The organism is Stenotrophomonas sp. TEPEL (assembly GCF_004348785.1).
In the GTDB taxonomy this organism is placed as follows: domain Bacteria; phylum Pseudomonadota; class Gammaproteobacteria; order Xanthomonadales; family Xanthomonadaceae; genus Stenotrophomonas; species Stenotrophomonas indicatrix.
The window spans coordinates 1,594,649-1,614,129 of sequence record NZ_QQXJ01000001.1 but is presented as its reverse complement, the minus strand read 5'-3'; the positions used below and the strand labels follow the sequence as shown (position 1 = coordinate 1,614,129).

Genomic DNA, 19,481 nt, shown 5'->3' with positions numbered 1-19,481 from the left:
CATTGCTCAGCCGTGACGCTGCTGGAAATCGGCCATGAAGGCGACCAGCGCCTCGGCCCCGGCCAGCGGCATGGCGTTGTAAAGCGAGGCGCGGATGCCACCGACCACCTTGTGACCCTTCAGCGCCAGCAGGCCGGCGGCCTTGGCATCGGCGACGAAACGGGCATCGAGGTCGGTGTTGGGCAGGAAGAACGGGATGTTCATCCGCGAGCGCGCCGAATGGGCGACCTCGTTGCGATAGAAGCCGCCGGAGGCATCGATGGCGCCGTACACCAGCGCGGCCTTGGCGGCGTTGCGCTTGGCGAACTCGACCACGCCACCCTCGGCCAGCATCCACTTGAACACCAGTCCGGCCAGGTACCAGTTCCAGGTGGGCGGGGTGTTGAGCATGGAATCGCGGGCGACGTGCGAGCGGTAATCGAAGATGTCCGCGCGTGGCTGGCCACTACGCTCCAGCAGGTCGCGACGGATGATCATCACCGCGATGCCGACCGGGCCCAGGTTCTTCTGCGCACCGGCATAGATGACACCGTAGCGGCGCACATCCAGCGGCTCGCTGGCGATGGATGAACTGAAGTCGGCCACCAGCGGCACGTTGCCGGTCTCGGGCACATCACGGAACTCGACGCCGTGGATGGTCTCGTTGGCAGTGATGTGCACGTACGCGGCATCGGGAGAGAGCTGCCAACCGGCGCGCTCGGGCAGCTGGCGATACCCTTCGGCCTCGCTGCTGGCGGCGATGTTGACGTCCACGTAGGGGCTGGCCTGCTTGACTGCGGTCTTGCCCCAGTGGCCGGTGACCACGTAGTCGGCACGCTGGCCGGGGCTGGCGAAGTTGAGCGGGATCAACGCCTGCTGGGTGGTGGCGCCACCGGGCAGGAACAGCACCGCATAGTCCTCGGGAATGTCGAGCAGGCGACGCAGGTCGGCCTCGGCCTCGGCGGCCACGGACATGAACTCCGGACCGCGATGGCTCATTTCCACGATGGAGGCACCGCTACCGTGCCAGTCCAGCATTTCCGCCTGCGCCTGGCGCAGGACCGATTCCGGCAACGTTGCAGGGCCGGCACTGAAGTTGAACGCGCGCGTCATGGCACACCTGTGGGGCAAGACCCCTAGTATGCCGCACTGCACCAGCCTTGCGGCCTTGTGGCGCAAGGGAAATTTGGTTGCATCCGTATCCATTGCGGCCGGGGCATCGTGCCAACCAAGGTTGGCACCTACCAGGCGGGTTGGTCCGGGTGGTAGCGCCGGGCCATGCCCGGCGGAACTAATTCAGCGCGCGCCGAACCAGAGCAGCAGGCTGAGCACGGCTGCCAGCAGCAACGCACTGCCCAGCAGCCACGGCCAGCGCCGCACCCGACGCGGAGCGACCGGTACCACCGGTGCCTGTTCGGCTTCGTCGCTGCCTTCGTCATCGGCCAGTGGCGGCCGCCGGCGCGGGTCATGCGGCACTTCCAGCACGAACCGGTGCTGGCCGTCGAACACGACCTGGTCGCCGGCCTGCAGCCAGCAGTGGCGTACGGCAACGCCGTTGACCCGGGTGCCATCGGCACTGCCCAGGTCGCGCAGCAGTACCCGCTCGCCGTGGACTTCCACCCGCGCGTGCTGTTCGGCGAAGGCGGGTTCATCGATCTCGATGTCGACATCGCTGCCACGGCCGATCACCCGCGTGCGCGACAGCGGGTAGCTGCGGCCGTGGTGCAGGCCGCCCACACCGCGCAGCAGGCGCTGCTCGTCACCGCTGCCTTCGACGCTGGCTGCCGGCGCCGGTGCCTGCAGCAGGGTGTCGACCTCGCCCTGCAGGACCATTTCCACGCCATCGACGTAGACCGCGTCGCCCGCCCTCAGCAGGGCCATGCGCCGCACCGGGCGACCATTCACATGGATGCCACGGATACCGTTGCCGACCTGCAGCCAGAGGCCGCGGTCGTCCATGCAGAACTGCGCAAGCAGCAGCGCGCCGTTGCCGGCATCACCGAGACGCACGCTGCCGTTTGCCTGGCGCACGATGCGCTGCACCCCGGGCCGCAGCGGCTGGTCGGGCTGTTGTTGTTGACTGAAGTGAACTAGCAGGTTCTGCACGCGGCGCAGACTAGCAGGTTGGCCGCCCACGAAGAAGAACCTGCGATGAGCGCTTGGCGTGGGCGCCGTCGATGCGCACAATGCTCGCCCTCTCAATTGATCCCCGCCCTGCGCCAGGAGCCTGCATGTCCACCATCGATGTCCGCCACGCCCACACCCTGCCCGACACCCAGGCACGTGAAGCGATCGAGCAGGTTGCCGCCAAGCTGGGCGAACGCTTCGGCCTGAAGTCGTCGTGGGCCGCCGACGTGCTGAATTTCTCCGGCAGTGGCGTGGACGGTGCGATCGAACTGCAGCCGGGCGCGGTGCGGGTCACGGCCAAACTGGGCTTCCTGCTGTCGGCAATGAAGGGCATGGTCGAAAGCGAGATCCAGCGCGTGTTGAAGGAAAAGCTGGGCTGAACCTGCGCTGCGGCCATCACGGCCCAGCAACGGCGCGCCGCGCTACTCTCGGGGATAGGCCCAACTCCCACGGGGAATGCAATGAACCGTTACGAGAATGACGATCGCCGCGACGACGATGCCGGCTTCGGCGACCAGGCAGAGCGCTTTTCGCGCAAGCTGAGCGATTCGGCACAGCAGGTCTGGCTGGCCGGTCTGGGCGCCCTCGGGCGCGCGCAGGCAGAGGGAGGCCGTTTCTTCGATGGCCTGGTGAAGGAAGGCGAAGCCTGGGAAGCCCGCCGCCGTGAACGCAGCGGCGAGCAGGAACCGGGCTGGCGCGACAACGTCGAGCACTCGCTGGACGAAGCCCGCGAGAAGGCATCCGGAACCTGGGACAAGGTCAACAAGGCCTTCGATGACCAGGTGCAGGGCGTACTCAAGCGACTGCACGTGCCGACCGCCGATCAGGTGACCGCGCTGGAAGCCCGCATCGATGCCCTGACCGCACGCTTGGCCAAGCTCGAACGCCGTGCCTCCACCGACGTGGATGCCCCCTCGCCGGGCAGCCACCAGTCGCCGGGCAGCACGCCCTGAACCACCTTTGTTGCAACGCAATAAATTTTCGTTGACAATCGCGTAGAACCCGCCAATCGCTTCGGCTGCCGTTTGTTCCCTCCCCTCACGGCTTCAGGATTGGCGGGTTTCTTCGTGTCTGGCGCATGCAGATCTGCGGGCTGCATCACGGTTGTTGTCGGGAACACCCTGACGCAATCAACCGGTCGGCCCTTTACACTGTGGGCTTCCGTTTTCGCCCCTTCCGTCGTCGCCCTGCATGCTTCCCTGGATTCTGGCCCTGCTGTCGGCCCTGCTCACCTGCACCCTGGCCACCGTGTACCTGTGGTGGTTCAAGCGTCGACGTACCGAAATGCAACTGGGCCTGCAGGCCTTGGCGGGCATGCACTGGCGCGAGTTTTCCGCCCTGATCAAGCGCATGCTGCGCGAGCAGCGGGGCCTGCGTGAACTGCAGGATCCGAGCGAGGAAAGCCGCGAGCCGAGCAGCGATTTCCTGCTCAGCGATGGACCGAATACCTGGCGGGTGTCGTGCAAGCACGGCCTGGCCTATCGCATCGGCACCGCTGCGGTGAACGAACTGGGTGCTGCCGCGCGACTGGCAGGCGCCAAGGGCGGCATGCTGATCACCGAAGGCCGGGTTGAACGCGATGGCCTGGGCGCAGCGGAAAAGCAGGCAGTGGAAGTCATCGATGGTCCGCGCCTGTGGCCACTGCTGCAGCCCTACCTGCCGGTCGATGTTGAGACCCGCGTGCGCGCGATCGCCCGCCATGAGGCGCTGCGCCGCATTGCCATCGCCGCACTGGCTTCAGTGACGCTGGGCCTGCTGGTCGGGCTTGGCCTGCAGGGCCTGCGCCAAGAACAGGCGGACCCGATCCCCGCACCGGCCGTTGCACCTGTCGCGCCGCCGGCTGCACCTCCTGTGCCGACGCCCGCCGCGCCGGACAGCGCCGCGAATGCGCCCGCTCCCGTGGTCGTCGCAGCGGCGCCGCAGAATGCCGACGATGCGCGCAGCAATCCCAACCCGGACGCTGCCACGCTGGACCGCTACCAGGCCGAACTGGCCCGCGCCCTGGCGGGGCAATCCGGCATCGCCAGCGGTGTCTGGCTGACCCGGCAGACGCTGGCCATCAACCGCACCGGTGAACTGGAAACGGTGTGGCCGCGCGTGTGCCAGGAAGTGCTGCGCTACCCCGCCCTGCGCAACGTGCGCGTGCAGCTCAACGCCCGCCCCGGCGTGGATGAGCCGGTGCGCTGGCGGCAGTGCGCGACGTACTGACGGACTGAGGCGTGATGGTGCCGAGCTCGGCTGCTCGGCACCACATCCACGCATGGCGTGGATCTACTCACGGCGATTCATTCCCGCTTGGCTGAAAGCGCCCAGGGAAGAAGCCGAGCGTGGGTTCGCCGCTATCGCGCCCCGGGTGCGAAGCGGGCGACCAGGTCCCAGGCGTCACCCAGGAACATCTGATGCACGCGGGTGATCGGCTGTTCGCCGCGCCAGGTCAGGCGCTCGATCACCAGGCAGGCGGTACCGGGTTTCACTTCCAGCAGCCTGGCGGTGGGCGCGTCGGCGCCCCAAGCGCTGATGCGGTGCTGGGCGCGCGTCCACGACACATTCTGCAGCAGCCAGCTGCCCGGCGCGGTGGTGCTGAAATCCACCTCCAGCACCTCGGGGACGCCGACCGGGCTGATCAAGCGATGCTCCAGCGCCAGCGGGCGGCCATCGGCCAGATGCAGGCAGCGCATCGCCAGCAACTGCTCGCTGCCGGCCAGTTCCACTTCGCCGGCATTGGCTGCCTCGGCCAGGCGCAGTTCGCGTTGCAGCAGCCGGTAGCCGTACTGATGTCCGCGCGAGCCGACCTCCATCGCGATGTCAGGGATCTCCAGCGCCACCTGCTCCAGGTGCGGTGGCTGCCTCGCCACGAAGGAGCCCGCCCGGCGGCGGCGCTCGATCATGCCGCTCTCGGCCAGCGCCGTCAGCACCTTGTTCACCGTCATGCGCGAGCAACCGTACTGCTCCATCAGTTCGTGCTCGTACGGGATACGGAAGCCCGGCGCCCACTGTCCGCTGAGGATGCGGCTTTCCAGGTCGCTGCGGATGCGCTGGTTGAGCGTGGCGGACTTGCTGGCCTTCACGTGCTGGGGTCTCGATGGTGGGAGGCGATCAGCCCAGCACGCCACGCAGGGCAGCGGCGAAGGCGGTGGTGATGGCCTCGCGCTGCAGGTGGCGGCCGTCGGCCACGCACTGGCGGCCATGGCGCCAGACCGATCGCAGCGCGCCATTACGTGCGGCGAACACCCAGCTGTCAAGCCATGCGTCACCGTGTCGCGCCTGCAACGCGGGGTGCGCGGCGTCCAGTTCAACCATGTCTGCGCTGGCACCTACCTGCAGGCCGGCGGCCACACCCAGCGCCTGCGCACCGCCCTGCAATGCCCCTTCGAACAGGAAGCGCCCGGTGCTGCGGCCGGCATCCGGGGCCAACACATTGCGACCCCGCAGGGTCAGGCGCTGGCCGTACTCCAGCAGGCGCAGCTCTTCTGCGGCATCGATCAGCACGTTGGAATCGGAGCCCACGCCGAAGCGCCCGCCCTCACGCGCGAAGACCTGCATCGGGAACAGGCCGTCGCCCAGGTTGGCCTCGGTGATCGGGCACAGCCCAGCCACGGCGTTGCTGGCGACCATCTGCGCGCGCTCGTCGTCGGTGATGTGGGTGGCGTGCACCAGGCACCAGCGCGAATCGACCGGGGCATGCTCGTACAGCCACTGCACCGGTCGCCTGCCACTCCACGCCAGGCAGGCCTCGACCTCGCGCACCTGCTCGGCGATATGGATGTGTATCGGGCCATCGGTCAGCGGCAGCAGTGCGTTCAGCTCTTCGCCCGTCACCGCACGCAGGCTGTGCGGGGCGATGCCGAGCACCGCATCGGGCAGCGTGGCCAGCGCGGTGCGGGCGCCATCAAGCAGCGGCGCGAACCCGTCTACGTCATGGATGAGGCGGCGCTGTGCCGGATTCGGCGGCGCGCCACCGAAATCGGCGTGGGCGTAGAACACCGGCAGCAGGGTCAGGCCGATGCCGGTCCGCGCGGCCGCAGCAGCGATCTGCACGCTCATCTCGGCGCGATCGGCGTAGGGGCGGCCATCAGCATCGTGGTGCAGGTAGTGGAATTCGCCGACACGGGTGAAGCCACTTTCCAGCATTTCCATGTAGGCCTGGGCGGCGATGGCCTGCACTGCGTCCGGGCGCAGATGGGCCAGGAAGCGGTACATCAGTTCGCGCCAGCTCCAGAAACTGTCGCCGTCGCCGCCACCGATCTCGGTCAGGCCGGCCATGCCGCGCTGGAAGGCGTGGCTGTGCAGGTTCGGCAGGCCCGGCACCAGGATGCCCACGCGGGTATCACCCTGCTGCGCAGCCTGCCCACGCGTGACCGCGGCGATGCGCCCGTCCTGCACCTGCAGGCGGACGTCGGCGGCCCAGCCGTCGGCCAGCAGGGCATGGGCGGCATGGAAGGAGTGCGCGGGACGCGAATCGGACATGGCTGGACAACCCGAATTGGACGCCTATATTGTATAGACATATAAGCACAGCTGCGTTGTGGATGCCATGCTCGTCGATACCCTCTGGTCCAACGTCCACCTGATGACCCTCGATGGCGAGGGCCTGGGTGTCCTGCGCGATGGAATACTGGCCGCCACTGATGGCCGCATCGTGCATGTTGGCCCCGCCGGCAGCGATGCCCAACTGCAGCCGACCACCCGCATCGACGGCGAAGGCCGATGGATCTCGCCTGGTCTGATCGATTGCCACACCCACCTGGTCTACGCCGGCAACCGCGCCAACGAATTCGAGCAGCGCCTGCAGGGCGTGAGCTATGCCGAGATCGCCCGTGCCGGTGGCGGTATCGTCTCTACGGTGCGCGCCACCCGTGCTGCCTCGCCAGAGCAGTTGGCACGCGAGAGCCGGCCGCGCCTGCTGGCGATGCGCGCCGAAGGCGTGACCACCATCGAGATCAAGTCCGGCTACGGCCTGACCCTGCAGGACGAGCGCAAGCAGTTGCAGGTGGCCCGCGCGCTGGGCGAGGAATGCCGGGTGAACGTGGTGCCGACCTTCCTCGGTGCGCACGCGGTGCCGCCCGGTCGCGAGGAGCAGGAATACACCGATGAGGTGTGCGAGGTGATGATTCCGGCCATCGCTGCAGAAGGCCTGGCCGAGGCCGTGGACATCTTCTGCGAGAACATCGCGTTCTCGCCGGCGCAGGCCCGCCAGGTATTCGACGCTGCGCGTGCGCATGGGCTGGCGATCAAGATCCATGCCGAACAACTGAGCAACCAGCATGGCGCCGAACTGGCGGCTGGTTTCGGCGCGCTGTCGGCCGACCATATCGAACACCTGGACGACGCCGGCATTGCCGCGATGGCCGCCGCCGGTACCGTCGCCGTATTGCTGCCGGGCGCGTTCTACTTCACCCGCGATACCACCCTGCCGCCGATCGCTGCGCTGCGCGCGGCCGGTGTGCCGTTGGCACTGGCCACCGACAGCAACCCCGGCACTTCGCCGCTGACCAGCCCGCTGCTGGCAATGAACATGGGCGCCACCCTGTTCCGCCTGACCGTGGACGAGTGCATCGCCGGCTTCACCCGTGAAGCGGCGCGTGCGCTGGGCCATGGCGAGCGCATCGGCCGCCTGGCCGTCGGCATGGACTGCGACCTGGCGATCTGGGACATCGACGCCCCCGCCGACCTGGTCTATCGCATTGGATTCAACCCGCTGCACGCGCGCGTGGTGCGCGGACAGCCCGACCTGCCTGCCTCCTGGAGCAACACATGAGCAACACCCTGGTTCTTCGCCCCGGTCATGTCACCCTCGCCCAGTGGCGGCAGGCGTATCGCGGTGCGCCGCTGTCGCTTGACCCGGCCGCGTTGCCGGCGGTGCGTGCCAGTGCCGCAACGGTGGCTGCCATCGTCGCCAAGGGCGCACCGGTGTATGGCATCAACACCGGTTTCGGCAAGCTGGCCAGCGTGCGCATCGAACGCGAGGACCTGGCCACCCTGCAGCGGAACATCGTGCTCTCGCATGCCGCGGGCGTGGGCGAGCCGATGCCGGCGAATGTGGTGCGGCTGATGATGGCGTTGAAGCTGGTCAGCCTGGCCCAGGGTGCTTCCGGCGTGCGCGAGGAAACGCTGCTGCTGCTGGAAGCAATGCTGGTGAAGGGCGTGCTGCCGGTGGTGCCGGCGCAGGGCTCGGTCGGTGCCTCGGGCGACCTGGCACCGCTCTCGCATCTGGCCAGCGTGATGATCGGCGTCGGCGAGGCCTTCGTCGGCGAAGAACGCCTGCCCGCCGTGGACGCACTGGCACGCGCCGGCCTGCAGCCGGTGGAACTGGGCGCGAAGGAAGGCCTGGCCCTGCTCAACGGCACCCAGTTCTCCACTGCGTACGCACTGGCCGGCCTGTTTGAGATCGAAACCGTGTTCCAGGCCGCACTGGTCACCGGCGCGCTGTCTGTGGAAGCGGCCAAGGGCTCGGATACGCCGTTCGATCCGCGTATCCATGCGCTGCGTGGCCAGCGTGGGCAGATCGCCACCGCGGCCACCCTGCGCACGCTGATGCAGGATTCGGGCATCCGCGAATCGCACCGCGACAACGACGTGCGCGTGCAGGACCCGTACTGCCTGCGCTGCCAGCCGCAGGTGATGGGCGCGGCGCTGGACATCCTGCGCCAGGCTGCGACCACGCTGGAAATCGAAGCCAACGGCGTGTCCGACAACCCGCTGGTGTTCACCGACACCGGTGAGGCGCTGTCCGGCGGCAACTTCCACGCCGAGCCGGTGGCCTTCGCCGCCGACATGCTGGCGATGGCTGTGTGCGAAATCGGTTCGATCAGCGAGCGCCGCCTGGCGATGCTGGTCGACCCTGCGCTGTCCGGCCTGCCAGCCTTCCTGACGCCGCGCCCGGGCTTGAACTCCGGCTTCATGATTCCGCAGGTGACCGCCGCTGCGCTGGTCTCGGAAAACAAGCAGCGCGCCTACCCCGCCAGCGTCGATTCGATTCCCACTTCAGCCAACCAGGAAGACCACGTGTCGATGGCCGCGCATGGTGCACGCCGCCTGATGCAGATGGCCGAGAACGCGGCCAACGTAATCGGTATCGAGCTGCTGGCCGCTGCGCAGGGCTGCGACTTCCATGCGCCGCTGCGCTCCAGCAAGGCACTGGAAAACGTGCGCGCCACGCTGCGTGCACAGGTGCCGATGTTGCAGGACGACCGCTATTTCCACCCGGACATGGTGATCGCAACCGACCTGGTCCGCAGCGGCGCATTGGCCAAGGGTCTGGCCGAGCTGTTGCCCACGGTGGAACCGCAGGCATGAACGGCCATCCCGAATGGCTGACCGTGCACGAAGGCGACGCGCCGCTGATCGTCAGCTTCCCGCACACCGGCAGCGAGCTGCCGCATGACCTGATCGGCGATTTCCACTCGCCGTGGCTGGCGCGCCGCGATGCCGACTGGTGGGTGCATGAGCTGTACGACTTCGCACGCGGCATGGGCGCGACCACCGTGCGCTCGGCAATCTCGCGTTCGGTGATCGACCTCAACCGCGACCCCAGCGGCGTGTCGCTGTACCCGGGGCAAAACACCACCGGCCTATGCCCGCTGACCACCTTCGACAACCAGCCGCTGTACCACGCCGGTCGCGAGCCGGACGACGCCGAGATTGCCCGGCGCCGCGACACGTATTTCGCGCCGTACCACAACGCACTGGCCACGCAGATCGCACGCCTGCGTGCACGCCACGGCACCGTGGTGGTGTACGACGCGCATTCGATCCGTTCGCACATCCCGCACCTGTTCGAGGGCGAGTTGCCGCAGTTCAATCTCGGCACCGCCGGGCCGTCCGGTGCACCGGACACCTCCTGCGACAACGCACTGAGCGATGTGGTGGAGAACCTGCTGGCGCTCAGCGGCATGAGCCAGGTGCGCAACGGCCGCTTCAAGGGCGGCTGGATCACCCGCCACTACAGCAGCATTGCCGGTGGTGTGCACAGCCTGCAGATGGAACTGGCCTGCCGCGGCTACATGCACGAACCACTACCCGACCAGGTGGACGAGCACAGCTGGCCCACCCCGCTCGACCCCGAACACGCCGCACCGCTGCGCCACACCCTGGCGCAGGTGCTCAATGCCTGCCTTGAATTCGCTACGAACCGGAGCGCCGCATGACCCGCAACGACCCGTCCCGCACCATTGCCGCACCGACCGGCACCACGCTCACCGCCAAGAGCTGGCTCACCGAAGCGCCGCTGCGCATGCTGATGAACAACCTGCACCCGGACGTGGCCGAGCGGCCGCAGGAGCTGGTGGTGTACGGCGGCATCGGCCGTGCCGCACGCGATTGGGAGAGCTTCGACGCCATCGTCGAAACCCTCAAGCGCCTGGACGATGACCAGACGCTGCTGGTGCAGTCGGGCAAGCCGGTGGGCGTGTTCCGCACCCATGCCGATGCACCGCGCGTGCTGATCGCCAACTCCAACCTGGTGCCGCGCTGGGCCAACTGGGATCACTTCAACGAGCTGGATAAGAAAGGCCTGGCGATGTATGGCCAGATGACTGCCGGCAGCTGGATCTACATCGGCGCGCAGGGCATCGTCCAGGGCACCTACGAAACCTTCGTGGAAATGGGCCGCCAGCATTACAACGGCAGCCTGGCCGGCAAGTGGCTGTTCACCGGCGGGCTGGGCGGCATGGGTGGCGCGCAGCCGCTGGCCGCGGTGATGGCCGGCGCCTCCTGCCTGGCGGTGGAATGCCGCAAGAGCAGCATCGAGATGCGCCTGCGCACCGGCTACCTGGATACCTGGACCGACGATCTGGATGAGGCCCTGCGCCTGATCGAAGCATCGTGCACCGCCAAAAAGCCGCTGTCGGTGGGCCTGCTCGGTAACGTTGCCGACGTGCTGGACGAACTGCTGATCCGCGGCGTGAAGCCGGACCTGCTGACCGACCAGACCTCCGCCCACGACCCGGTGAACGGTTACCTGCCGCAGGGCTGGACGGTGGAAGAATGGGATGCCAAGCGCGTGACCGCCCCGAAGGAAGTGGAAAAGGCCGCGCGTGCGTCGATGGCCAACCACATCCGCGCCATGCTCGGTTTCCACTCGCTGGGCGTGCCTACCGTGGATTACGGCAACAACCTGCGGCAGATGGCGCTGGAAGAAGGCGTCGAGGATGCGTTCGATTTCCCGGGTTTCGTGCCGGCCTACATCCGGCCGCTGTTCTGCCGTGGCATCGGCCCGTTCCGTTGGGCGGCGCTGAGCGGCGACCCGGAAGACATCGCCAAGACCGATGCCAAGGTGAAGGAGCTGATTCCGGACAACCCGCACCTGCACCGCTGGCTGGACATGGCCGCCGAGAAGATCAAGTTCCAGGGCCTGCCGGCGCGCATCTGCTGGGTCGGTCTGGGCGATCGTGATCGACTGGGCCTGGCCTTCAACGAGATGGTGGCCAACGGTGAACTGAAGGCGCCGGTGGTGATCGGTCGCGACCATCTGGACAGCGGCAGCGTGGCCTCGCCGAACCGCGAAACCGAAGCGATGGCCGACGGCTCCGATGCTGTGTCCGACTGGCCGCTGCTGAATGCCCTGCTCAACACCGCCAGTGGCGCGACGTGGGTGTCACTGCACCATGGCGGCGGCGTGGGCATGGGCTTCTCGCAGCACGCCGGCATGGTGATCGTCTGCGATGGCACTGAAGCGGCGGCCAAGCGCATTGCACGCGTGCTGTGGAACGACCCGGCCACCGGCGTGATGCGCCATGCCGATGCGGGGTATGAGATCGCGATTGAGTGCGCGAAGGAGAAGGGTCTGGATCTGCCAGGAATCCTCGGCTGACCCAGCACCCGGGTAGTGCCGGCCGCTGGCCGGCTCTTCCTGATGGCCATCGCTCTGGTGGATGCCGGTCTTGGTCGGCACAACCCTCCTGGCTTGACCCTATCCCCCGCCGTGACCAAGATGCGCCATCGCCGCTGACGGATCACCGCGATGTACCGCACGCTCGCTGCTGCATTGCTCTGCGCCCTGTTCGCCACCCCGTTCGCTTCGGCGCGGGATGTTCCGCCAGATCTTGCTTCCCAGCTCAACAGCCAGCTCCAGGCCAACCGCGAACGCTACGGCATCGCCGGCCAGGCGGTGCTGGTCGCACACAACGGCCAGGTGCTCTACCAAGGCGCCAGCGGTGAGCGCGACCCGGCCACCCACGCGCCCACCACCGTCGATACCATCTTCGCTGCTCAGTCGATGGCCAAGTTGCTGACCAGCACGCTGGTAATGCAGCTGGTGGACCAGGGCAAGGTGGATCTGGATGCCCCCGCCAGTCGTTATGTGCCGGACCTGCCGCCCGCGTGGCAGGCCATCCACGTGCGTGACTTCCTCAACCACAGCTCTGGCATCGGCGAATACTACGACCGCGTGGACAACCGCTGGGTGAGCAAAGGCTACCCGGGTGTGGCACCCGATCCTGCTGCTGCGTTGAAGGTGGCCGGTTCGGCGCCAATGCAGTTCAGAACCGGCAGCCGCGTGCAGTACACGCAGGCCAACTACCTGGTGCTGACTGCTTTGCTGGAGGCGCAGTACCGCAAGCCCTATCCGGTCATCGCTCGCGAACGCATCCTGCAGCCGCTGAAAATGACCAGCACCTCGTGGGGAGCAGCCAGCGTGCCCGCGCAGCGCGCGGCAACGCCGTACATCGGCAAGGACGGCCAGCTGCAGCCGGCCAATGAAGATCCATGGCCGAACTACGGTTGGGGCCACGCCGATCTGCAGACCACCGTGGGCGACATGAACCGTTTCCTGCAGGCACTGGCAACCGGCAAGCTGGTGCGCACAGGGACGCTGGAAGCGCTGTGGAAGCCGCAGACACTGACCGGCGGTGGCAGCAACTTCTTCTCCACCGGCTGGGATACGACCCGCAGCGATGGCTACACACAGGTCGGCCACGATGGTGGCACCCGCGTGCGCGCGCGGCTGGCCTACAAGGGCACGCTGGCCAGCGGCTACTGGGTCTTCGTGTACCTGACCAATGGCAGCGCCCACAATGTCTGGTCGAGCACGCTGGTGGACAGCACGATGGCAGTGGCTGCGCCAAGCGAGTTTCCGCATGCAGCACTGTCCGAACGTTTGATCGGCTATGCCTTGACCGGCGACAGCAGCAGTGAAAGCACGCTGCGTGCATGGCTGCGCGAACGCAGTGGCATTCCTTCCAATGAGCTGGAGCGGGCCATCAACGCAACCGGCTACGCGATCCGCAACAATCTGGGCGACCGGCCCGCGCTGAAGGTCTTCGCCCTCAACACGGCCCTGTATCCCACCTCGGCCAACGCCTGGGACAGCCTTGCCGAATGCCATGCTGCGCTCGGTAACGCAGAGATGGCCAAAACGCTATACGTCAAATCAAAAGCACTGGTGAAATCCGCTTTGTAGCGTCGCGCCTCTTCTACTGGAATTTGCTGTGGGGCACACCGGAAAACCAATCGGAAGGCTCGACCGAACAATGGCGAGCACGTCGGAGAAAAATGCATGGGACGCAGGCGCAACAGTCTTCTGGATGTCATGGCCACATGGCCGTGGTACATCAACGCTGCGGCGGGCGGGCTCGGCTTCGCCACTCTGCGCTGGTTGTTACCGGCGTGGCGCCAACCTGTCACTGCCCCCACTGGCGACATCCTCCTTCAGGTTCTCGCCCAACCGGTATTTGCCTGGGCCTGGTTGGCGGTCTGCATGCTTGCCACCTTGCTTTCCTTGGCTGGCGCCTATAAGCGACGCAGACTGCTGGATACCCGAACCGGGTTGGAAAGCCTGGCTACGACGGGCTGGCGCAACTTCGAGCTTCTTGTCGGCGAAGCCTTCCGGCGCCAAGGCTATGCAGTCGAAGAAACCGGACTGGGCGGCGCTGACGGTGGCATCGACCTGATCCTGCGACGCAACGGCAAGCGCACGCTGGTGCAATGCAAGCAATGGCGACGGCAGCAGGTAGGCGTGGCGGTCGTGCGCGAGATGTACGGGCTGCTCGCACACCACAAGGCGGACGCGGCAGTGGTTGTCAGCTGGGGCAAGTTCAGCCGTGATGCCCAGGCCTTCGTGGCGGGCAAACCCGTCGCATTGGTGCCCGGCGCCGAGCTGCTGCGGATGATCCGCGAAGTGCAGACTCGGCCGATCACCGAAGCGTTGGAACGGCTGGAGCCAACCCTGGCAACGCCCACGCAAGCCGCAACTGCCGCAAGCTGCCGGAAGTGCGCTGCGCCGCTGGTTGAGCGCAAGAACCGGACTACCGGCGAGTTGTTCATGGGGTGTAGCCGATTCCCGGCCTGCCGGGGGTGACGTACCGCACCCGACCTGTTAACTTTCGCGCCTGTTTTGTGGTTTACAGACTCTCCACATGCCCTTCCTGCCGCACCGCCCCACCCGCTCCCTGCTGTCGCTGGCCATCCTGCTTGGCCTGTCCGCCACCGCCCACGCCGCCCCACAGGCCACCACGCTGGATGCGGTGCAGGTCACTGCCGCCGATGCCAGCGCGCAGGCGCGCGAGGCGCTTAAGCGCGTGCCGGGCGCCAGCAACGTGATCGACGTGGCCAAGGCGGACAGCCGCCTGTCCAGCAGCGCCGACGTGTTGGCGTACCAGCCCGGCATCAGCGCGCAGTCGCCGGGCAACGAAGGCACCAAGGTGTCGATCCGCGGCTCGGGCATCAACCGCGGCCCAGGTGCACATGCTTCCGGCATCGCGGTGTCGATCGACGGCCTTCCACTGACTGGCCCGGGCGGCACACCTTACGAACTGCTGGAAACGTTGTGGCTGTCGCGCGTGGAAGTGCTGCGCGGTGCCAACGGCTTCGAACGCGGCGCGCTGGCACTGGGCGGAGCCATCGGCTACATCAGCCGCAGCGGTCGCGACTCGGCTGGCGTGCAGCTGCACTACGAAGCCGGCAGCCGCGGCTACCAGAAGCGCGGGATCAGCTGGGGCAGCGTCAGCGGCGATGTCGATTACTTCCTGGCCTATACCGATACCGAATTCGATGGCTACCAGCGCCATGCGGCCGGCGATGGCAAGGGCGCAATGGCCAACATCGGCTGGCAGATTACCCCCGATCTGCAGACCCGCTTCTTCGTGCGCTACCGCGAAACCAACCACGAGACACCCGGGCGCCTGACCCGCGAGCAGATCCGCAATGATCCGCGCGCGGCGAACGCGGCCAACCTGGCCATCGATGCGCGCCGTCCGCAGCCGGGCAGCACTTGGGTGGGCAATCTCACCACCCTGCAGATCGACGAGGATTCCTCGCTGCAGGCCGGGCTGGTCTATCACAAGTACCCGATGGACTTGAACGAAAGCCTGTACCGCCAGCAGCTGGACTACGCCAACCTCAATGCCACGCTGGACTACCGCCGCCGCCACATGCTGTTCGGTTTGGACAGCGAGACCACCATCGGGCTGCGCATTACCCACGACCTGGATGCCGATGTGCACGAGTCGCTGCGCTTTGCCAACAACGGTTATGCCGCCGGTACCCGCACGCGCGACTTCCGCCACCACGGCACCGACGGCACGCTGCACATCGGCAACAACCTGGCCGTGAATGATCGCCTGCGCGTACAGACCGGTTTTGCACTGATCAACACCCGCCGCGATGTGCAGGTTACCTGGCCGAGCAGCGGCGGCGGCCTGCGCGACCACGACTGGGACTACGCGCCGCGGCTGGGCTTCACCTGGCAGCAGACGCCGCAGACGCAGTGGTTCGGCAACCTCAGCCGTTCGGTGGAAGCGCCACACCCGTGGTCGATGATCTGGGGCTCGAACCAGTACTTCAGCGCGGGCAATGGCCCGTCCACCGGCCGCCAGCGCGCGCCGGTACCGATGCAGAACCAGACCGCCACCACACTGGAACTCGGCGCACGCGGCGAAGCGGCGCTGGGCCGTTGGGAACTGACCGGCTACTACGCGCACGTGAACCATGAACTGCTGAGCGTGGAACTGCAGCCGGTGCCGAACCTGTTCATCGCCGAGAACAACGCCAGCCCCACCGTGCACCGTGGCATCGAGGCCGGTCTGGAAAGCACCTTGTGGCGGGCTGCACCGGGCCGTCTGTCGTTGCGCCAGGCGTACACCTTCAGCGATTTCCGCTATCGCCATGACACGCGCTTCGGCAGTAACCGCCTGCCCGGCCTGCCGCGCCACGCTTACCAAGCCGAACTGCGCTTCGACCACGCCTCGGGCCTGTATGCCGCACTGAACACCGAGTACGCCTCACGCATCGCGGTGGACTACGCCAACAGCTACTGGGCGGACAGCCACGTCATCTTCGGTAGTCGCATCGGTTACGACGCACCGGGCGGCCGCTGGCAGCTGTGGGCGGAGATGCGCAACATCGCTGACCGCCATTACGCCGCCACCGTCACCCCCGGTTACAACGATGCCGGCAAGGACGTGGCGCGCTCGACGCCCGGCGAAGGCCGCGGCGTGTATGCGGGCATGCGCTGGCGCTTCGACTGATTCACAAGGGGAGCGCCGGGCATCGCCGGCGCCCCATGGATCATGCAATGCGCCAGGACGGCAGGCGCTCGCTGCGCCGCCACACGGTTGGCGCGAAACCCATCATCAACAGCCCTGCCAGCCACTTCGGTGACGTGCTGAGCAGTGTAGAGGCCAACGCGGCATCCAGCGGAGCGGCGTCCTCCTGCCACGGGTTATAGCCCAGGTAGATGATGCTGCCCGCCCACCACAGCAGGGCCAGCCCGATGCCCACCAGCAGCAGGGCCATCGTGCGGCAGGTCCAGCGCTGCGAGGTCGTCCCCCATTCGCGGGAAATGGCCACCAGCAGGCCGACCACCAGCAGCGACACCAAGGCCACCAGGCCGATGTCGACCTTGTGCCCGATGCGTTCATAGGTGCAGGCGCGGCACTGGGCTTCTTCGGCGGCCGCATCTGTTGTGGGCGGGGTGGCCGTAGGCCCGGACTGGGCCAGCACCGCGAAGGGCATCAACAGGGCGAACATCGCCACCATCAGCCAACGAACGAACTTCCTGTTCCTGCGTGCAGCGACATCCATGCGCTTCTCCTTGCGTGTGATTGATATTAAACGTCGTGGCAGATCCTGTTACAACGCATTGAATACCTGCAGCAGGCTGACCGCATCCGGCGCCGCCTTGGTCACCGCCTCGATGCGATGGCCATCTGGATCGATCACGAACGCAGCGTAGTAGCGCTCGCCGTAGTCCGGGCGCAGACCGGCAGGCCCGTTGTCCTGGCCTCCGGTGGCCAAGGCAGCACGATGGAAGGTATCAACGGCGTCGCGCGTAGTTGCCGTCAACGCCAGATGGAAGCCAGGTCCCGGCGCAACCGCATCGTCGCGCAGCTTCAGGCACAACAGGTCTTCATCCTCGACCAGGCCATAGCCGATCGCAGTGTCGTCTTCGAAAACGCGGCGGTAACCGAGTGCTGCAAGAACGGCATCGTAAAAGCGACCTGCACGCTCGAGATCGCGGACACCCAACGAGAGGTGGTGCAGCATGCAGACATCCTTGCCAAGCACGCGCGGGCTGCGCTGGCCCGATTCTACCCTGCCGTGGCGGCGCGTCTACAGGCCACGCCCCATCCGGTTCCCGCCCGATCCACGGCAACCGCAGTCCGGTGTGGATCCCATATTCTGGGCAGCCACGGAACGGATCGGCTCCTGCATGCAAACATCCCAGTTCACCCGCCCTGTTGCCATCGTCATGTTCCTGCCGATGATCGGCCTGGCAGGATGGGGGTCGTGGTTCGCGACCTATTGCATGAGTGACGGCTGCCTGGGCGTGTTTGCGCTTTGGCTTGGCGCCATGGCGGCCTTGTTCCTGCAGGCCCTGCTGGTCTTGCCTCTGCATGCCTGGGCACTGAAACGGCAAGGGGCCATGTACGCTGGCTGGTGGCATCCAGTATCGCTGTGATGGTGCCCATGTTTGCCGGGTGGATCTACATGTTCTTCAAGTAGTCCGCGCGCCGCTCAGGCAGGCGGTGCGGCTGCCTTCAACAACTGCGCAGCCACCTGGTCGAACGGCGTGATGTCCTGCAGTGCACGGCTCATCGCCACTGCGCCTTCCACACTGGCAATCACCAGGCTGGCCAGGCCGGTTGCCCCGGCAGGCGCGTGCCCATCGGCGACGAACGCCTCAGCCAGGCGCCCCTGCCAGCGGGCAAACACCTCGGCGGCCGCCACACGTGGCTGGCTCGGCAGGGCCTCCACCGGCTCCTCGACGGCCGCCGCCAGCACCGGGCAGCCGGCACGAAAACCGGTACGCAGCAGGCGCTCGCGCCACATCGCCAGGAACTGCTGCAACCCCTGCACCGCGCCGCCCTTCAGCAGTTCGATCAGCAGCGCCTCCACCTTGTCGCCGGCCATCGTGGTGGCCCGTGCCAACAATTCCTGCTTGCCGCCCGGGAAGTGGTGATACGTGGACCCCAGCGGCGCATCAGCCAGTTTGGTCACCTCGCGGATGCTGGTCGCGTTGAGGCCCACACGCGCGAGCATCTGCGCTGCGGCATCGATCACACGCTGGGGGGCATCGGACGATCGCGGGCTCACGGCCGGCTCCTTGCTAAGACAGTCGTCATAGACTAGCGTATCGCCCATTCTATAACAGTCGTCATAACCATGAATCTCTGGTTCCGCCTGCTCCACCTGCTGCTGTGCAGCCTGTTCCGGCCGAAGCTGGAGGCCCCGTTCGGCGTCTCCCGCCTGCAGTTCCGGGTGCTGCCCAACGACCTGGACAGCAATCTGCACATGACCAACGGCCGCTACTGGAACATCTTCGATCTGGGCCGGCTGGACCTGATCCTGCGCATGGGGCTGGGCAAGGTGGCGCTGCGTGAGAAGTGGGCGCCTATCGTCGGCGCCGGCACCATTCAGTTCCGCCGCGAGCTGAAGCCATTCCAGCGCTTCACCCTGGAAACGCGGCTGGTCGGCTGGGTCGGCACACGCGGCATCATGGAGCAGCGCGTACTGATCGGCCCGGAGCAGAAAACCGCCACGCGTGCACTGCTGATCACCGGCATCTACGACCGCCGCGCACGTCAGTTCGTCGGCATGCCACAGATGATGGAATCGATCGGCGTGGTTGCTCCGCCCTCGCCGGCCCTGAGTGCGGCAGCCGAGGCGCTGCTGGCTGCCGATCTGGCGTTGAAGCAGGACCATGATTGACCCCAGCCGCGCAGATCAGGGGGCAGACGCCTCCACCATCATGGGGGTGACGAAGGTGATCTGCGTGCGGCCACCCACATGCAGCACATACTCGAAGGTCTTCCGCATCTGGCTGTACGCGCCAGCTTCGGGCGCGCCATAGTTGGCGCCGACGCTCACGGTGTGCTGACCAGGCGTTAAGGGTAGTGCCGGCCGCTGGCCGGCAATCCGTTCGGCATGCAGATCGAGGT

At 66.9% G+C, this 19,481-nt stretch carries 19 protein-coding genes and 1 pseudogene; 12 read left to right on the top strand and 8 right to left on the bottom strand.

All coding sequences use genetic code 11. The annotated features are described in order from the left end of the window. Positions 1-6: 6 nt before the first annotated feature. A complete protein-coding gene (gene serC, locus TEP_RS07205; protein ID WP_025878758.1) occupies positions 7-1,092 on the bottom strand; it encodes a 3-phosphoserine/phosphohydroxythreonine transaminase in 1,086 nt (361 codons plus the stop codon). Positions 1,093-1,275: 183 nt separating this feature from the next. Then, positions 1,276-2,085: an FHA domain-containing protein gene (locus TEP_RS07200; protein WP_100460401.1), complete on the bottom strand. Its 810-nt coding sequence runs from the start codon at positions 2,083-2,085 to the stop codon at positions 1,276-1,278. Between the two features lie 125 nt (positions 2,086-2,210). Between TEP_RS07200 and TEP_RS07195 the strand changes: the two genes are divergently transcribed. The 3 genes from TEP_RS07195 to TEP_RS07185 all read left to right on the top strand — a co-directional run bounded on the left by TEP_RS07195 (position 2,211) and on the right by TEP_RS07185 (position 4,314). Next, on the top strand, positions 2,211-2,486 hold the full coding sequence (locus tag TEP_RS07195) for a polyhydroxyalkanoic acid system family protein (RefSeq protein ID WP_025876985.1): 276 nt from the start codon (positions 2,211-2,213) through the stop codon (positions 2,484-2,486). Between the two features lie 81 nt (positions 2,487-2,567). Then, positions 2,568-3,059, top strand: a complete 492-nt coding sequence (locus tag TEP_RS07190) for a phasin family protein (RefSeq protein ID WP_132824773.1) — start codon at positions 2,568-2,570, stop codon at positions 3,057-3,059. Positions 3,060-3,297: 238 nt separating this feature from the next. Then, complete coding sequence (locus TEP_RS07185) at positions 3,298-4,314, top strand: restriction endonuclease (RefSeq protein ID WP_132824771.1); 1,017 nt, start codon at positions 3,298-3,300, stop codon at positions 4,312-4,314. A gap of 131 nt (positions 4,315-4,445) precedes the next feature. Here TEP_RS07185 and hutC read toward each other — a convergent pair whose 3' ends face one another. Together hutC and TEP_RS07175 are read right to left on the bottom strand one after the other, a co-directional pair. After that, on the bottom strand, positions 4,446-5,174 hold the full coding sequence (hutC, locus tag TEP_RS07180) for a histidine utilization repressor (protein WP_132824770.1): 729 nt from the start codon (positions 5,172-5,174) through the stop codon (positions 4,446-4,448). A 28-nt stretch (positions 5,175-5,202) separates the two neighbouring features. Beyond that, positions 5,203-6,573, bottom strand: a complete 1,371-nt coding sequence (locus tag TEP_RS07175; RefSeq protein ID WP_132824768.1) for a formimidoylglutamate deiminase — start codon at positions 6,571-6,573, stop codon at positions 5,203-5,205. 67 nt (positions 6,574-6,640) lie between these two features. Between TEP_RS07175 and hutI the strand changes: the two genes are divergently transcribed. From hutI to TEP_RS07140, 7 genes are all read left to right on the top strand, one after another. After that, positions 6,641-7,864: an imidazolonepropionase gene (gene hutI / locus TEP_RS07170; RefSeq protein ID WP_132824767.1), complete on the top strand. Its 1,224-nt coding sequence runs from the start codon at positions 6,641-6,643 to the stop codon at positions 7,862-7,864. Further along, entirely contained in the window at positions 7,861-9,402 is a 1,542-nt protein-coding gene (gene hutH, locus TEP_RS07165) for a histidine ammonia-lyase (RefSeq protein ID WP_025876974.1), read from the top strand. The genes hutI and hutH overlap by 4 nt, the downstream gene beginning before the upstream one ends. Next, complete coding sequence (gene hutG / locus TEP_RS07160) at positions 9,399-10,253, top strand: N-formylglutamate deformylase (RefSeq protein WP_032976262.1); 855 nt, start codon at positions 9,399-9,401, stop codon at positions 10,251-10,253. The genes hutH and hutG overlap by 4 nt, the downstream gene beginning before the upstream one ends. After that, positions 10,250-11,917 (top strand): urocanate hydratase, encoded by a 1,668-nt coding sequence (hutU, locus tag TEP_RS07155; protein ID WP_132824766.1) that lies wholly within the window; start codon positions 10,250-10,252, stop codon positions 11,915-11,917. The genes hutG and hutU overlap by 4 nt, the downstream gene beginning before the upstream one ends. A 150-nt stretch (positions 11,918-12,067) precedes the next feature. Beyond that, positions 12,068-13,504, top strand: a complete 1,437-nt coding sequence (locus TEP_RS07150; protein WP_132824765.1) for a serine hydrolase domain-containing protein — start codon at positions 12,068-12,070, stop codon at positions 13,502-13,504. A gap of 96 nt (positions 13,505-13,600) precedes the next feature. Then, a complete protein-coding gene (locus TEP_RS07145) occupies positions 13,601-14,401 on the top strand; it encodes a restriction endonuclease (protein ID WP_132824764.1) in 801 nt (266 codons plus the stop codon). Positions 14,402-14,459: 58 nt separating this feature from the next. Beyond that, positions 14,460-16,568: a TonB-dependent receptor gene (locus TEP_RS07140; protein WP_132824763.1), complete on the top strand. Its 2,109-nt coding sequence runs from the start codon at positions 14,460-14,462 to the stop codon at positions 16,566-16,568. A gap of 40 nt (positions 16,569-16,608) precedes the next feature. Here TEP_RS07140 and TEP_RS07135 read toward each other — a convergent pair whose 3' ends face one another. Both TEP_RS07135 and TEP_RS07130 read right to left on the bottom strand, forming a co-directional pair. Beyond that, positions 16,609-17,124, bottom strand: a complete 516-nt coding sequence (locus tag TEP_RS07135; protein WP_059064588.1) for a hypothetical protein — start codon at positions 17,122-17,124, stop codon at positions 16,609-16,611. Between the two features lie 48 nt (positions 17,125-17,172). Continuing rightward, positions 17,173-17,586 carry a VOC family protein gene (locus TEP_RS07130; RefSeq protein ID WP_132824762.1) on the bottom strand — a complete coding sequence of 138 codons (414 nt, stop codon included), beginning with the start codon at positions 17,584-17,586 and terminating at the stop codon, positions 17,173-17,175. A 166-nt stretch (positions 17,587-17,752) separates the two neighbouring features. Between TEP_RS07130 and TEP_RS07125 the strand changes: the two genes are divergently transcribed. Next, entirely contained in the window at positions 17,753-18,001 is a 249-nt protein-coding gene (locus TEP_RS07125) for a hypothetical protein (protein WP_240790643.1), read from the top strand. Positions 18,002-18,057: 56 nt separating this feature from the next. Here TEP_RS07125 and TEP_RS07120 read toward each other — a convergent pair whose 3' ends face one another. Then, a complete protein-coding gene (locus TEP_RS07120; protein ID WP_132824761.1) occupies positions 18,058-18,636 on the bottom strand; it encodes a TetR/AcrR family transcriptional regulator in 579 nt (192 codons plus the stop codon). A gap of 69 nt (positions 18,637-18,705) precedes the next feature. On the opposite strand from TEP_RS07120, the gene TEP_RS07115 reads away from it, so the two are divergent. Continuing rightward, positions 18,706-19,251 (top strand): thioesterase family protein, encoded by a 546-nt coding sequence (locus tag TEP_RS07115; RefSeq protein ID WP_080148474.1) that lies wholly within the window; start codon positions 18,706-18,708, stop codon positions 19,249-19,251. A 15-nt stretch (positions 19,252-19,266) separates the two neighbouring features. Here the strand turns inward: TEP_RS07115 and TEP_RS07110 are convergent. Then, positions 19,267-19,481: pseudogene (locus tag TEP_RS07110) on the bottom strand (hypothetical protein); the annotation flags it as partial.